The 14,498-nt window shown below is 65.9% G+C and carries 13 protein-coding genes; 4 read left to right on the forward strand and 9 right to left on the reverse strand.

Translation table 11 applies throughout. The annotated features are described in order from the left end of the window. Window positions 1-10 precede the first annotated feature (10 nt). The 7 genes from A9976_RS29530 to cyoA form a co-directional block, all read right to left on the reverse strand. A complete protein-coding gene (locus tag A9976_RS29530) occupies window positions 11-547 on the reverse strand; it encodes a response regulator transcription factor (protein ID WP_183021917.1) in 537 nt (178 codons plus the stop codon). Window positions 548-576: 29 nt separating this feature from the next. Continuing rightward, a complete protein-coding gene (locus A9976_RS29535) occupies window positions 577-1,878 on the reverse strand; it encodes an ATP-binding protein (RefSeq protein WP_183021918.1) in 1,302 nt (433 codons plus the stop codon). Between the two features lie 138 nt (window positions 1,879-2,016). Next, window positions 2,017-2,736 carry an SURF1 family protein gene (locus A9976_RS29540; protein ID WP_183021919.1) on the reverse strand — a complete coding sequence of 240 codons (720 nt, stop codon included), beginning with the start codon at window positions 2,734-2,736 and terminating at the stop codon, window positions 2,017-2,019. A 71-nt stretch (window positions 2,737-2,807) separates the two neighbouring features. Further along, complete coding sequence (gene cyoD / locus A9976_RS29545) at window positions 2,808-3,248, reverse strand: cytochrome o ubiquinol oxidase subunit IV (RefSeq protein WP_012205885.1); 441 nt, start codon at window positions 3,246-3,248, stop codon at window positions 2,808-2,810. Further along, window positions 3,249-3,881: a cytochrome o ubiquinol oxidase subunit III gene (gene cyoC, locus A9976_RS29550; protein ID WP_012205884.1), complete on the reverse strand. Its 633-nt coding sequence runs from the start codon at window positions 3,879-3,881 to the stop codon at window positions 3,249-3,251. Further along, a complete protein-coding gene (gene cyoB / locus A9976_RS29555) occupies window positions 3,874-5,880 on the reverse strand; it encodes a cytochrome o ubiquinol oxidase subunit I (RefSeq protein WP_013802159.1) in 2,007 nt (668 codons plus the stop codon). Before cyoB ends, cyoC begins: the two co-directional genes overlap by 8 nt. A 66-nt stretch (window positions 5,881-5,946) precedes the next feature. After that, window positions 5,947-6,993, reverse strand: coding sequence for a ubiquinol oxidase subunit II (gene cyoA / locus A9976_RS29560; protein WP_183021920.1), 1,047 nt, complete (start codon window positions 6,991-6,993; stop codon window positions 5,947-5,949). A gap of 298 nt (window positions 6,994-7,291) precedes the next feature. Here cyoA and A9976_RS29565 point away from each other — a divergent pair, with 298 nt between their 5' ends. Further along, the gene (locus tag A9976_RS29565; RefSeq protein WP_183021921.1) at window positions 7,292-8,629 is read left to right on the forward strand and encodes an MFS transporter; all 1,338 of its coding nucleotides are present in this window, start codon (window positions 7,292-7,294) and stop codon (window positions 8,627-8,629) included. A gap of 57 nt (window positions 8,630-8,686) precedes the next feature. On the opposite strand, the gene A9976_RS29570 is transcribed toward A9976_RS29565, so the two are convergent. Then, window positions 8,687-9,028: a hypothetical protein gene (locus A9976_RS29570; RefSeq protein WP_183021922.1), complete on the reverse strand. Its 342-nt coding sequence runs from the start codon at window positions 9,026-9,028 to the stop codon at window positions 8,687-8,689. 66 nt (window positions 9,029-9,094) lie between these two features. Then, on the reverse strand, window positions 9,095-9,253 hold the full coding sequence (locus A9976_RS29575) for a hypothetical protein (RefSeq protein ID WP_183021923.1): 159 nt from the start codon (window positions 9,251-9,253) through the stop codon (window positions 9,095-9,097). Window positions 9,254-9,421: 168 nt separating this feature from the next. On the opposite strand from A9976_RS29575, the gene alaS reads away from it, so the two are divergent. From alaS to A9976_RS29590, 3 genes are all read left to right on the forward strand, one after another. Next, window positions 9,422-12,046, forward strand: coding sequence for an alanine--tRNA ligase (alaS, locus tag A9976_RS29580; RefSeq protein ID WP_183021924.1), 2,625 nt, complete (start codon window positions 9,422-9,424; stop codon window positions 12,044-12,046). Between the two features lie 98 nt (window positions 12,047-12,144). After that, on the forward strand, window positions 12,145-13,227 hold the full coding sequence (locus A9976_RS29585) for an ABC transporter substrate-binding protein (protein ID WP_183021925.1): 1,083 nt from the start codon (window positions 12,145-12,147) through the stop codon (window positions 13,225-13,227). Window positions 13,228-13,236: 9 nt separating this feature from the next. Further along, the gene (locus A9976_RS29590) at window positions 13,237-14,487 is read left to right on the forward strand and encodes a GGDEF domain-containing protein (protein WP_183021926.1); all 1,251 of its coding nucleotides are present in this window, start codon (window positions 13,237-13,239) and stop codon (window positions 14,485-14,487) included. The last annotated feature ends 11 nt before the right edge of the window (window positions 14,488-14,498 follow it).

Here is a 14,498-nt window from a genome sequence, read left to right on the forward strand (position 1 = left end):
GCCTGCCGCCTTACTTGATCTGCCGCTTTTCCAGCTTGCGCGCCAGCGTGCGCCGGTGCATGCCCAGGCGGCGGGCGGCTTCGGAGATGTTGAAATCGCTCTCGGCCAGGGTTTCGTGGATGTGTTCCCACTCCAGCGTCTTGATGGAGGTGGGGTTGCGTGACAGCTCCACGTCGGTGCGGCCTTCGAGGCGGCCGAAGGCGGCCTCGATATCGTCGGTGTTGGAGGGCTTGGCCAGGTAGTGGCATGCGCCGAGCTTGACGGCCTCCACGGCGGTGGCAATGCTGGCATAGCCGGTGAGCACGACGATCACGGCCTCGGGGCTGTGCTGGTGCAGCATCTGCACGCAGCTCAGGCCCGACGCGTTGCCCGCCAGCTTGAGGTCCATGACGGCGTACTGCGGCGTGTGCGTCTGCAGCAGCTCGCGCACTTCCTCGGCACTGGCGGCCTGCAGCACGCGGTAGCCGCGCCGCTCGAACGAGCGCGTCAGCGTGCGTGCAAAGGTCGCATCGTCTTCAACCAGCAGCAGGAGGCGGGAGCTGTCCATGGGCGATTCGGGTTCCTGTGGGCGCCGCTTCAGGCGCCGGGTTCAATGGCAATCGATGACAGGGGCAGGCGGATCTCCACCTCACTGCCCCGCGGCGGGGTGTTCCTCACCTGAACGCGTCCGCCCAGCGAGCGCGCCACGTTGAGCACCAGGAACAGGCCCAGCCCCCGGCCCGGGCGCTCCGTCTTGGTGGAGATATGGCGCTGGCCCAGCTGTTCCAGCACGGCGGGTGCAAAGCCCGGTCCCTTGTCGCGCACGGTGATGCACAGCATGCCGGTGCGCACGGCCAGGTGCAGCGCCACATGGCGGGGGGAGGCTTCGGCCGCATTGTCGAGCACATTGCAAACCATTTGCTGCAACGCGGTATCGGAAAGAATGGGGAAGTCCTCGTCGGCCTGGACGTAGTCGAAACGCTCCACGGCGTGGCGTGACTGCCAGTGCGCGACCACGCCGTCCATGAAGGCGCGCAGCGTGGTGGCCTGGGGCGCATCGGCGCGAGTCTCGCCGGCCGACATGAGCACGCTGGAGACGATGGACTTGCAGCGCAGCAGCTGCTGCTGCATTTCCTGCAGGTCGGCCAGCAGGTCGGGGTCTTGCGTGATGGCCGGCATGCGCTGCCAGTCGCCCAGGATGACGGACATGGTGGACAGCGGCGTGCCCAGCTCATGCGCCGCGCCCGTGGCCAGCAGGCCCATGCGCACGATGTGCTCCTCTTCGCTGGCACGCTGGCGCATGTTGGCCAGCCGTGCGTCACGCCGGCGCAGGTTGGAGACGATGCGGCGCAGGAAGACCACCAGCAGCACCGTGGTCAGCCCGAAGCTGATCAGGATGCCGCTCACGTACAGGCCGGGCAGCCCGTCAGGGCCTGCAGCGCCAATGGGCAGGGGCCAGTGCACGATGGCCAGCACCAGGGTGCACAGCGAGGTGCTGGCAACGATGATCCAGGCGTGCACGGGCCTGAGCAGCACGGCGCCCAGAATGCCCTGCAGCAAAAACAGATAGATGAAGGGATTGCTGGCGCCGCCGCTCAGATACAGCTGTATGGCCAGGGCGAGCACGTCGGCCAGCAGGGCCAGGAACAGGTTGCGTGCCGAGATCTGGCGGCGGTGGCTGCGGTACCAGTAGATGTAGCCGAGATTGGTGAAGACGCTGGCCAGCAGCACCAGGGCCATGGCCGGCAGCGGCAGGGTGATGCCGAAGCCGTAGTGCACCAGGGAGATGGTGATCACCTGCCCGACCACGGCAAACCAGCGCAGCTGTATCAGCAGCTGCATGTTCTGGCGTTCGGTGGTGCGCTCGACGCGGAACAGGGACTCTGAAGGCGAATTCACGCGGGCGATTGTGCGCTACCGGGCGGTGGCCGTGGTGCGGCAGGGTCTTGCAGAAGACTGGCGGAAAAAGGGCCACCGATGTCATCGGTGGCCCTGTTGCCTGCAGCGACAGCTTTGCGGCCTTACGGCTTTACGGCTTTACGGCTTGCTGCTCGCCTGCCGGTCATTGCGCCTGACCAGCCAGGCCGCACCGACCACCATCAGCGCCAGCCCGTACCAGGTCAGCGCATAGACCAGGTGGCTGTTGGGGAAGCGGATCACGGTCATGGCCGGGCGCGGCCAGGTGCCGTCTGCCACGGGCTGTCCCGGCAGGCCTGCGTCGATGAAGTAGGGGGCTGCATGGTCCAGTCCCTGGGCCTGCGCAATGGCCGCCACATCGCGCGAGAACCAGCGCTGCTGCGCGGGATCGTTCTCGCGCAGGAAGCCGCCGCGCGGCTCGCTGATGCGCAGCAGGCCGGCCACCGTCACCTGGTCCTGGTCCTGGGGCGCCTGTGCGGGCTCATCCTGCCAGCGCGCGCGCTGCGCTGTGGGAATGAAGCCCCGGTTCACCAGCACCTGGTTGCCGTCGTCCATTTGCAGCGGCGTCAGCACCCAGAAGCCGGCGCCCAATTCGGTCACGGCCTGGGTCAGCACGGTCTTGCCGGCCAGCCAGTGGCCGCTGGCCTGCACGGCGCGGTACTCGTGGTCGGCGGCCGTGATCTGCGGCCATTCGGCGGGCGGGGGCAGGGCGGCAGGCGCGGCGTGCACGCGCTGGTCCACGCGCTCTATCAAGTCCAGCTTCCAGGCACGGCGCTGGACCTGCCAGCTGCCCAGGAAGATGAAGCCCAAAAACAAGGCGATGCCCACCGAGATGAGCATCGCCTGAGCGAGTGGGCCACGCCGGCGCGATGCGCCGGCGTGGCTGGAGGGCCCGGAGTTTCCGGATGCGGTCAAGGCGTGACCGAGGCCGGAGCCGTCTGCGCGGCAGGGTCGGCCGGCATGGTGTGCTGGGGCATCATGTTGGTGTTCATGTGGAACATGACCCACAGAGTGCCCGCAATGCCGATGGCCACGAAGACCACGGTGAAGATGGTGGACAGCAGGGTCCAGCCGCCTTCGATCTTGCCGTTCATGTGCAGGAAGAAGACCATGTGGACCAGGATCTGCACCACGGCGAAGCCGCCGAGCACCATCACGGCCGTTGCACGGTCCGAGATGACGTTGCTCATCACCAGCCAGAACGGGATGGCCGTCAGGATGATCGAGAGCACGAAGCCCCACATATAGCCCGAGAACGTGCTGTGCGGGCCTGCGTCGTGGTGGTGATCGTCATGGCCGTGATGGTCGTGGTGACCGTGGCCATGGCCGGCGTGGATGTCGTGTGCAGCCATTTACAGCACCCCCATCAGGTAAACAAAAGTGAAGACGCCGATCCAGACCACGTCCAAGAAGTGCCAGAACATCGACAGGCACATCAGGCGGCGGTTGTTCTCGTGCGTCAGGCCGTGCTTGTTGATCTGGATCATCAGCGTGACCAGCCAGATCAGGCCGAAGCTCACGTGCAGGCCGTGGGTGCCCACCAGCGTGAAGAACGAGGACAGGAAGGCGCTGCGCTGCGGGCCCGCGCCCTCGTGCAGCAAGTGGGAGAACTCATAGAGTTCCAGGCCCAGGAAGCACAGGCCGAACAGGCCGGTGATGGCCAGCCACAGCTGGGTGCCGCCCAGCTTGCCCTGCTGCTTTTGCAGCATGGCGAAGCCGAAGGTGATGGACGACAGCAGCAGGAAGGCCGTGTTCATCGCCACCAGGGGCAGGTCGAACAGCTGGGCGCCCGTGGGGCCTGCAGCGTAGTTGCGGCCCAGCACGCCATAGGTGGCGAACAGCGCTGCAAAGATCAGGCAGTCGCTCATCAGGTAGAGCCAGAAGCCCAGAGCGGTGCCGTTTTCGGGATGGGGCTCCTCGGCGAGGTGGTACTCGCGCGGGGCCAGGGCGGCAGCGCCGCCTGCGGTGTAACGGGTATCAGACATGACGTGCCAGCTGTTGTGTGCGCAGTTCTTCCGTGGCCGCGACTTCTGCGGCGGGGATGTAGTAGTCGCGCTTGTAGTTGAACGTGTGGATGATCGATGCCAGCACGGTGGCGGCGAACGACGCGATGGCCAGGGGCCACATGTGCCAGATCATCGCGAAGCCGAAGACCGTGGACAGCGCTGCGATCACGACGCCGGCGCCGGTGTTGGACGGCATGTGGACGGGCTTGAAGCCGGTCAGCGGACGCTGGTAGCCATGCTTCTTCATGTCCCACCAGGCATCGATCTCATGCACCACGGGCGTGAAGGCGAAGTTGTACTGGGGAGGGGGCGAGGAGGTGGCCCACTCCAGCGTGCGGCCTTCCCATGGGTCGCCGGTCACGTCGCGCAGCTGGTCGCGCTTGAAGTAGCTGACCACCAGCTGGATCAGGAAGCTGCCGATGCCCAGTGCCACCAGGCCGGCGCCCAGGGCGGCGATCACGAACCAGATCTGCAGCGAGGGGTCCTCGAAGTGGTTGGCACGGCGTGTCACGCCCATCAGGCCCAGCACGTACAGCGGTGTGAAGGCGACCCAGAAGCCGACCAGCCAGAACCAGAACGAGCACTTGCCCCAGAACTCGTCGAGCTTGTAGCCGAAGGCCTTGGGGAACCAGAAGTTGATGCCGGCGAACACGCCGAACACCACGCCGCCGATGATCACGTTGTGGAAGTGGGCGATCAGGAACAGGCTGTTGTGCAGCACGAAGTCGGCCGGAGGCACGGCCAGCAGCACGCCGGTCATGCCGCCGATGGCGAAGGTGCACATGAAGCCCACGGTCCACAGCATCGGCACCGTGAAGCGGATGCGGCCGCGGTACATGGTGAACAGCCAGTTGAAGATCTTGGCGCCCGTCGGGATCGAGATGATCATCGTCGTGATGCCGAAGAAGGTGTTCACGCTGGCGCCGGAGCCCATGGTGAAGAAGTGGTGCAGCCAGACCAGGTAGGACAGGATGGTGATACACACCGTCGCGTACACCATGGAGGTGTAGCCGAACAGGCGCTTGCGGCTGAAGGTCGAGACGATCTCCGAGAAGATGCCGAAGCAGGGCAGGATCAGGATGTAGACCTCGGGGTGGCCCCAGATCCAGATCAGGTTCACGTACAGCATGGGGTTTCCGCCCAGCTCGTTCGTGAAGAAGTTCGTGCCGACGTAGCGGTCCAGCGACATCAGCACCAGGGCTGCGGTCAGGATGGGGAACGAGGCCACGATCAGCGCGTTGGTGCACAGGGCGGTCCAGGTGAAGACGGGCATCTTCATCAGGTTCATGCCGGGTGCGCGCATCTTGATGATGGTCACGATCAGGTTGATGCCTGACAGCGTGGTGCCGACGCCGGCCACCTGCAATCCCCAGATGTAGTAGTCAAGCCCGACCCCGGGGTTCTGCGCCCCCAGGTTGGACAGTGCCAGCCAGCCGGAGGTGGAGAACTCGCCCAGGAACAGCGAGATCATCACCAGCACGGCGCCGCCCGTGGTCATCCAGAAGCTGAAGTTGTTCAGGAACGGGAAGGACACGTCGCGGGCGCCGATCTGCAGCGGCACCAGATAGTTCATCAGGCCGGTCACGAAGGGCATGGCCACGAAGAAGATCATGATCACGCCGTGGGCCGTGAAGATCTGGTCGTAGTGGTGCGGAGGCAGATAGCCCAGGTTGTCGCCGAAGGCCATGGCCTGCTGCAGGCGCATCATCAGCGCGTCGGCAAAGCCGCGCAGCAGCATGACCAGACCGAGGATCATGTACATGATGCCGATCTTCTTGTGGTCGATGCTGCACAGCCAGTCGCGCCACAGCGGGCCCCACAGGCGGAACTTGGTGAGCAGGCCCAGCACGGCAAGGCCGCCGAGCACCACGGCGATGAAGGTCGCCAGCACGATGGGCTCGTGCGCCATCGGGATGGAGTCCCAAGTGATGCGTCCCAGCAGCCAGTGGGCCTGTGCCGGGGAGGTATGTTCAGACATATCGAGTCTCTTAGGTCGTGATGGGAGCGGGCGGCGGTCTGGCCGTCGTCCGCGTCCGCTAACTGCTTATTGCTGCGCAGCGGCTGCGGAGCCGTCGCGCTGGTCCAGGAAGGCCACGACGCGGTCGGCGTTTTGCACCGTGCACACATCCTGGGGCAGGTTCATGCCCACGGCCTTGAGATAGGCTTCGCCGCCGGCAGCGTCGATGGCCATCATGTGATGCATGCACATCTTGCCTTCTTCGACACAGCGGTTGAGCACCTTGTCGTACAGGCCTTCGTCCACCGTGGCGAAGCGCTCGACCGGGTTGCGCTCGCTGGGCTTGACCAGGTTCAGGTAGGTATCGCGCGTCAGGGCCTTGCCTTCGGACTTGGCCTTGGCAACCCACTGCTCGAACTCTTCGTTGCTCAGGCCATGGAACTTGAACGTCATGCCCGAGAAGCCGGCGCCGCTGTAGTGCGATGCCAGGCCGTGGAACACGCCGGGCTTGTTGATCACGGCGTTCAGCTCGGTCTGCATGCCTGGCATGGCATAGATCATGCCGGCCAGGTCAGGCACGTAGAAGGAGTTCATCGTCGAGGTGGCGGTCAGCTTGAAGTGGATGGGACGATCCACGGGAGCGGCCAGCTCGTTGACGGTGGCGATGCCTTTTTCGGGGATGAAGAACAGCCACTTCCAGTCCATGGCCACGACCTGCACCTCCAGCGGCTTGACATCGGTGCTCAGCGGCTTGGTGGCCGAGACGCGGTCCAGCGGACGGTAGGGGTCCAGCTTGTGGGTGCTGATCCAGGTGATGGCGCCCAGCGCGATGATGATCATCAGCGGCACGGACCAGATCACCAGCTCCAGCGTGGTGGAGTGGTGCCATTCGGGGTCGTAGTGGGCCTCGGTGTTCGACTGGCGGTATTTCCAGGCGAAAAGCAGCGTGAGGATGATCACCGGGATGATGATGATCAGCATCAGCAAGGTGGCCGTGACCACCAGGTTGCCTTGCTGCGCGGCGATGTCGCCGGCGGGGTTGAGCACGACGGCTTTGCTGCAGCCAGTGAGACTGGCTGTCAAAGCGGCCGCGGTGAGCCACGCAGGCCCACGGAGTTCCTTGATTTTTAGCATGCTAGGGGCGCAACAAGAGCGCGTTTACATAGAAACGCGGATTACAAGATCCGGGCAAATGTATTACGAAGTATAAATTTGTCCATTGGACATTTTGTCCAACGTCAAGGAGAAGCCGGGAACTTTCTGCTACCTGGGCGGGTGCGCGGCAGGTGCCTGGTGGTCCGGAGGCCGCAATTTCGCGTCGCGCGCAGCAGGACAAACACCGAGGCCGGTCGAGGTGGAAACCGCCTTGCGCCAGATCAAGCGAGGGCGTAGAACAGAGCTGTCAGTGAGACGAGACAAGGAGCATCCATCTATGAGCGGCCTCGACACAACTGCAAGCTTCCCCCACGGAAGCTATGAGAGCAAAGAATCTCTGTCCCGCGCCGACACCCACGAAGATGTCACGCCCAACGAAATCGCCGTCGGCGTGATCATCGGGCGATCCTCGGAGTACTTCGACTTCTTCGTGTTCGGCATCGCCTGCGTGCTGGTCTTCCCGGCACTGTTGTTCCCCTACCTTTCCAAGCTCGACGGCACGCTGATGTCGTTCGCCATCTTCTCGCTGGCCTTCGTGGCACGGCCGCTGGGCACGGCGCTGTCCATGGCCGTGCAGCGGCGCTGGGGGCGGGCGACCAAGCTGACGCTGGCGCTGTTTCTGCTGGGCGTGTGCACCGTGGGCATGGCCTTCCTGCCCAGCTACCAGCAGGCGGGGGTGAACGCCATCATCGTGCTGGCGCTGCTGCGCATAGGGCAGGGCATTGCGCTGGGCGGCTCGTGGGACGGGCTGCCTTCGCTGCTGGCCATGTCGGCCCCCAAGAACCGGCGGGGCTGGTATTCGATGATGGGCCAGTTGGGCGCGCCCCTGGGCTTCGTGCTCGCGGCAGGGTTGTTTGCCTTCATCTACGCCCATGTGGGAGCCGACGAGTTCCTCAGCTGGGGCTGGCGCTATCCCTTCTGCGTGGCCTTCGCCATCAACGTCGTGGCACTGTTCGCCCGGCTGCGCCTGGTCGTGGGCCAGTCCTACACCGAACTGCTGCAGCAGCGTGAGCTGGAGCCCATGGGCGTGCTGCCGCTGATGCGCGACGAAGGCCGCAACGTGGTGATCGGCGCGTTTGCCGCCCTGGCCAGCTTTGCGCTGTTCCACCTGGTGACCATCTTCCCTCTGTCCTGGATCTCGCTGTACTCGGACCAGTCGGTCACCCATGTGCTCGGGGTGCAGATCGTGGGCGCCTTCTGTGCGGCTGCCGCCATCATGGTCTCGGGCTGGCTGGCCGACCGTGTGGGGCGGCGCAACACGCTGGGCACCATGGCCTGCCTGATCGGCATCTTCAGCTTCCTGGCGCCCTGGCTGCTGGGCAGCGGAACCACGGGCAACAACGTGTTCATCATCGTCGGCTTCATCCTGCTGGGCCTGTCCTATGGCCAGGCCGCAGGCACGGTGACGTCCAACTTCCCCTCACGCTATCGCTACACGGGGGCCGCGTTGTCCTCGGACATGGCCTGGCTGGTGGGCGCGGCATTCGCTCCCTTGGTGGCCCTGGGCGTGTCCTCGCGCTTCGGACTGGTGGCGCTGGGCATCTATCTGCTGTCGGGTGCGCTGTGCACGCTGGCGGCGCTGGGTATCAACCGCGCCATCGAGACGCGTGACTGAACAGGCTCCAGCAAGCCAAAGGCCGGCTCTGCCGGCCTTTTTCGTTGTGACTTCGCCTCAGGGGTTTTCACCGTAGCGCTGCTTGAAGTCGAATTCGAGCCTGTCGCAGTCCTGCACCGATTCAAACTGCTGCGTCTTGCGCTCGGCCTCTGGCCGCGCGGTTTCCTTGCGGCAGATCTTGATGGTTTCGCGCTCCACCCAGCGCGCCTCGCCTTCGGGCGTTGACAGCAACTGGCCAGCCAGCATGAGCACAGCGAAGAAGGCCACGGGCAGGCCGATGAGCCAGGGCACGATGCGGCTTTTTGGCGGCTTGGGCGGCTTGGCCGGATCGGATCCGTTGGCGCTGGAAGCGGGGGGCGGTTCGCTGGAATGAGGCTCGGGTGTCTGTGGTTGCGCCATGGTGTGCTTGCTGTGGTTCCGGCTGGCGATTATCAAGGGCGCAAATCGCGCGCAGCCTGAGCTGGATCAGTGAACGGCGAGATCGCCTGTGCTATCCATCTCGCCCATCTCGCCCATCTCCTGCTCGCGCATCTGCGGTACCTTGGCCGCGCCCAGCCCTTTGGCCAGGCGCAGGCCCGCGCATGGCGACGATCCGGCCAGCGACTGCTTGGAGATCGTGCTCAAGGGCGGGCAGATGGGAGGATAGGCCTTCTTCGGCCAGGTGCGTGATGGAGGCTGGGCAGGGCTCGCTGCCGCAACCATGGGGCAAACCTATAATGCGCGTTGGTCCCGACGGGACACCCTCCCGCCAGGGACAGCGCCCCGCGTGCGCGCTCCGAACTCCTAGACACCATGAGCACACCCACTTTCACCGTTGCCGACATTCGCAAGAGCTTTCTGGACTTTTTCGCATCCAAGGGCCATACCATCGTGGAGTCGAGCCCCCTGGTGCCCGGCAACGATCCGACGCTGATGTTCACCAACTCGGGCATGGTCCAGTTCAAGGACGTGTTCCTGGGCACCGACAAGCGCCCCTACAAGCGCGCCACCTCGGTGCAGACCTGCCTGCGCGCAGGCGGCAAGCACAACGATCTGGAAAACGTGGGCTACACGGCCCGCCACCACACCTTCTTCGAGATGCTGGGCAACTGGTCCTTCGGCGACTACTTCAAGCGCGAGTCGCTCAAGTGGGCCTGGGAGCTGCTGACCGAGGTCTACAAGCTGCCCAAGGAACGCCTGCTGGCCACGGTCTATGCCGAGGACGACGAGGCCTACGACATCTGGACCAAGGAAATCGGCCTGCCGCCCGAGCGCGTGATCCGCATCGGCGACAACAAGGGCGGCCGCTACAAGAGCGACAACTTCTGGATGATGGCCGACACCGGCCCCTGCGGCCCCTGCTCGGAAATCTTCTACGACCACGGCGCGCACGTGGCCGGCGGCCCCCCCGGCAGCCCTGACGAAGACGGCGACCGCTTCATCGAGATCTGGAACAACGTGTTCATGCAGTTCGACATGGACGAGCAGGGCAACGTCAAGCCACTGCCCGCGCCCTGCGTGGACACCGGCATGGGCCTGGAGCGCCTGGCCGCCATCTTGCAGCATGTGCACAGCAACTACGAGATCGACCTGTTCCAGGCGCTGATCAAGGCCGCTGCGCGCGAGACGCACATTGACGACATCGAGACCCCGTCGCTGAAGGTGATCGCCGACCACATCCGCGCCACCGCCTTCCTGGTGGCCGACGGCGTGATTCCCTCCAACGAAGGCCGCGGCTACGTGCAGCGCCGCATCGTGCGCCGCGCCATCCGCCACGGCTACAAGCTGGGCCAGAAGACCCCGTTCTTCCACAAGCTGGTCAAGGACCTGGTGGCCGTGATGGGCGATGCCTATCCCAAGATCCGCGAGCAGGAAGCGCGCATCACCGAAGTGCTGCGGGTCGAGGAAGAGCGCTTCTTCGAGACCCTGGCCAACGGCATGGAAATCCTGGACGCGGCGCTGGCCGGTGGCGCCAAGGTGCTGCCCGGCGACGTGGCTTTCAAGCTGCACGACACCTACGGCTTCCCGCTGGACCTGACCAACGACGTCTGCCGCGAGCGCGGCCTGAGCGTGGACGAGGCGGGCTTTCAGACCGCCATGGAAGAGCAGAAGAACAAGGCCCGCGCAGCAGGCAAGTTCAAGATGGACCGCGCCCTGGAATACACGGGCGATGCCAATGCCTTCACGGGCTACCAGAAGCTGGCCGAGGCCGCCAAGGTGGTGGCGCTGTATGCCGAAGGCAGCGCCGTGCAGGAACTCAAGGCCGGCCAGAGCGGCGTGGTCGTGCTCGACACCACGCCTTTCTATGCCGAGTCCGGCGGCCAGGTGGGCGACCAGGGTGTGATCAGCACCACGGGCGCACGCTTCGCGGTCGAGGACACGCTCAAGATCAAGGCCGATGTGTTCGGCCACCACGGCGTGCTGGAGTCCGGCAGCCTCAAGGTGGGCGATGCCGTGCAGGCCGAGGTGGACACGCAATTGCGTGCCGCCACCATGCGCAACCACTCGGTCACGCACATCATGCACAAGGCCCTGCGCGAAGTGCTGGGCGACCACGTGCAGCAAAAGGGCTCGCTGGTCAACGCCGAGCGCACGCGCTTCGATTTTGCCCACAACCAGCCCGTGAGCGCTGAAGAGATCCGCGAGATCGAACGCCGCGTGAACGCCGAGATCCTGGCCAACACGCCCACCGATGCGCGCGTGATGGACATCGAGTCGGCCAAGGCCACGGGCGCCATGATGCTGTTCGGCGAGAAGTACGGCGACTCCGTGCGCGTGCTGGACATCGGCAGCAGCCGCGAGCTGTGCGGCGGCACCCACGTGCAGCGCACGGGCGATATCGGCCTGTTCAAGGTGGTTGGCGAAGGCGGCGTGGCCGCTGGCGTGCGCCGTATCGAGGCGGTGACCGGCGAGAACGCGCTGGCCTACCTGCAATCGCTGGAATCCACGGTGGACCAGGCCGCCGCCGCGCTGAAGGCGCCGACGGCCGAGCTGAACACCCGCATCGGTGGTGCGCTGGAGCAGATCCGCGCGCTGGAGAAGGAAGTGGCTGCCCTCAAGGGCAAGCTGGCTTCCAGCCAGGGCGACGAACTGGCCGGCCAGGCCGTGGACGTCAAGGGCATCAAGGTGCTGGCCGCCAGGCTCGAAGGCGCCGACGCCAAGACCCTGCGCGAGACCATGGACAAGCTCAAGGACAAGCTGGGCGCCGCAGCCATCGTGCTGGCCGCCGTCGATGGCGACAAGGTGCAGCTGGCCGCAGGCGTGACCAAGGCCGAGACCTCACGCATCAAGGCCGGCGATCTGGTGAACTTCGTTGCCAGCCAGGTCGGTGGCAAGGGCGGCGGCAAGCCCGACATGGCCATGGCCGGCGGCACGGACGCTTCGGGCCTGCCCGCGGCGCTGGCCGGTGTGCAGGCCTGGGTGGCAGAGCGCGCCTGATCCTGCAAGCGCGGCAGATGATTCCTGCTGCCCCTTCTTCGGGACGCCCCGGTGGAATCCACCGGGGCGTCTTGCCGTGGGCCTGGCGCTTGACCTGCATGGCCTGGGTGATGGGCGTGCTGGCGCAATCGACCGCTGCCGCCGCGCAAAGCGTGGTCTTCATCAACCCGGGCCGCTCCGACGAGCGCTACTGGACCACGGTCAGCGAGGTCATGCAGGACGCGGCCAGCAGCCTGGGCATGCAGCTGCAGGTCCGCTACGCCCAGCGCGACCACCTGCGTCCCATCGAGATTGCGCGCCAGATTGCTGCCCTGCCCAAGGCGCAGCGGCCCCGCTACGTGATGTTTACCAACGACTACAGCGTGGCGCCTGAAATCCTGCGTACGCTGGAGGCCGCGGGCATCGACAGCTTCATGGCCTTCAGCGGCGTGCCCGAGACCTTGCGCGGGCAGACCGGCGTGGCCCGAGAGCGCTATCGCCACTGGCTGGGCAGCCTGGAGCCGGGCGCCGAGGAGGCCGGCTACCTGACCGCCAAGTCGCTGTTCGCCGCTGCGCGGGCATCGGGCCAGGCGCGTGCGGCCGATGGCCGGCTGCACATGGTGGCCATTGCCGGGGACCGCTCCACGCCCTCCTCGGTGGAGCGCAATGCCGGCATGCGCCGCGCGGCGGCCGAGGCCAGCGACGTGGTGCTGCAGCAGGAAGTCTTTGGCGAATGGCGCCGCGAACGCGCCGAGCAGCAGGCGGCCGTGCTGTTCCAGCGCTATCCCGAGGTGCGCCTGGTCTGGGCGGGCAACGACGAGATGGCCTTTGGCGCCATGCAGGCTTGGCGCGCGCGGGGCGGCTCGCCGGGGCGCGACGCCTTCTTCAGCGCCATCAATTCATCGGCGGCCGCCATGACGGCGCTGCGCACGGGCGAGCTGTCGGCACTGGCGGGCGGCCATTTCCTGACCGGCGCCTGGGCCCTGGTCATGCTCTACGACCATGCGCACGGCACCGATTTCGCCTCCGAAGGGCTGGAGCAGGTGCGGCCCATGTTCACGCTGCTGGACAAGTCCCAGATCGACCGCTACGAGCACAGGATCAGCGCGCCGCCGGCCCCTCTGGATTTTCGCAGCTACAGCAAGCACCTCAACCCACGGCTGCGGCGCTACGGATTCGAGCTGAAGCACCTGCTGCGCTGAGCGCCTTCCATGCCCCGCTTCCGCTCGATTGCCTCCCTGCTGATCCTGCGCATCATGCTGCTGGCCATGGCCTGCATGCTGGTGTTCGGTGGTGCCCATGCCTGGTGGGAGTACCGCAAGGGGCAGCAGGAATTCCGACGCTCCATGGAGACGCTGGTGGCCAACAGCATGATCTCGCTGTCCGCCGCGCTGTGGGACATCGAACCGGCCCTGGTGCGCGAGCAGGTCCAGTGGCTTGGCAAGCTGCCTTTGGTGGGTCATGTGCAGCTGCGCGTCACCTCCACGGGCGAGATGTACGAGGCTGGAGAGCCCAGGGATGGCCGTCCGCCCGCCGTTTCCATGGTGATTCCCGCGCCCAGGCACAGCCAGTCCAGCCTGCCGCTGGGCGAACTGCAGGTCTGGGAGAACCGGGGCCATTACCTGGAGGTGCTGCGCGACTCCACGCTGCGCGTGCTGCTGGGCTATGCGCTGTTCACGGCCCTGGTGTGCCTGATGGTGGCCTGGGTGATGCGCAGGGAGCTGCGCCAGCCGCTGCAGCAGATTGCGGGCTTTGCGGCCAGCCTCAAGCCCAACGAGTTGTCGAGGCCCTTGGTGCTGGAGCGGGCGCGCCGCGGGCAGCGCGACGAGATCGACATGGTGGTGCAGGGCTTTGGCCAGCTGCAGCATGACCTGCGCGGCCACATCGAGCATCTGGACCTGCTGGTGGCCCAGCGCACGGCCCAGCTGGAGGAGCTGGTGGAAGAGGTCAAGCGCATGTCGCTGACCGATGCGCTGACCGGATGCCTCAACCGCCGTGCCATGGACGAGCGCCTGGCCTCCGAGGTCGCCCAGGGCCAGCACCTGGGAGCGGCCCTGAGCGTGATGTTCGTGGACGTGGACCGCTTCAAGCAGGTCAACGACAGGCATGGCCATGCCGCAGGCGATGCCGTGCTGCGCGAGGTGGCACTGCGTTGCCGGCACGCACTGGAGCGGGAGCCTTCTGCGCAATGGATGGCGCGCTATGGCGGGGAGGAGTTCCTGATCGTGATGCCCGGTGTCGCTGCGGCCCAGGCCTGGGCGCTGGCCGGGCAGCTGCGCGAGGCCATACGCTCCACGCCCATACAGGTCCATGGCCTGGAACTGGCTGCGACGGCCAGCTTTGGCGTGGCGCAATTGCAGGGCGCCGAGAGTGCGCAGGAACTGCTGCAGCGCGCCGATGCCATGCTCTACGAGGCCAAGCACGCCGGGCGCGACTGCGTGCGCGTGGCCGGCCTTGACTGAGCGGCGCGGCG

Origin of the sequence: Delftia sp. UME58 (genome assembly GCF_014170385.1) — a bacterium.
Classification (GTDB): domain Bacteria; phylum Pseudomonadota; class Gammaproteobacteria; order Burkholderiales; family Burkholderiaceae_C; genus Comamonas; species Comamonas acidovorans.

What these genes read in the sequence shown, in the direction of transcription:
- A9976_RS29540 (WP_183021919.1), bottom strand. Translation starts at nt 2,736, where the DNA reads ATGCTCATCTCGGTGGGCATCGCCTTGTTTTTGGGCTTCATCTTCCTG.
- A9976_RS29590 (WP_183021926.1), top strand. Translation starts at nt 13,237, where the DNA reads ATGCCCCGCTTCCGCTCGATTGCCTCCCTGCTGATCCTGCGCATCATG.
- A9976_RS29565 (WP_183021921.1), top strand. Translation starts at nt 7,292, where the DNA reads ATGAGCGGCCTCGACACAACTGCAAGCTTCCCCCACGGAAGCTATGAG.
- cyoA (WP_183021920.1), bottom strand. Translation starts at nt 6,993, where the DNA reads ATGCTAAAAATCAAGGAACTCCGTGGGCCTGCGTGGCTCACCGCGGCC.
- alaS (WP_183021924.1), top strand. Translation starts at nt 9,422, where the DNA reads ATGAGCACACCCACTTTCACCGTTGCCGACATTCGCAAGAGCTTTCTG.
- A9976_RS29570 (WP_183021922.1), bottom strand. Translation starts at nt 9,028, where the DNA reads ATGGCGCAACCACAGACACCCGAGCCTCATTCCAGCGAACCGCCCCCC.
- A9976_RS29530 (WP_183021917.1), bottom strand. Translation starts at nt 547, where the DNA reads ATGGACAGCTCCCGCCTCCTGCTGCTGGTTGAAGACGATGCGACCTTT.
- cyoD (WP_012205885.1), bottom strand. Translation starts at nt 3,248, where the DNA reads ATGGCTGCACACGACATCCACGCCGGCCATGGCCACGGTCACCACGAC.
- cyoC (WP_012205884.1), bottom strand. Translation starts at nt 3,881, where the DNA reads ATGTCTGATACCCGTTACACCGCAGGCGGCGCTGCCGCCCTGGCCCCG.
- A9976_RS29585 (WP_183021925.1), top strand. Translation starts at nt 12,145, where the DNA reads ATGGCCTGGGTGATGGGCGTGCTGGCGCAATCGACCGCTGCCGCCGCG.
- cyoB (WP_013802159.1), bottom strand. Translation starts at nt 5,880, where the DNA reads ATGTCTGAACATACCTCCCCGGCACAGGCCCACTGGCTGCTGGGACGC.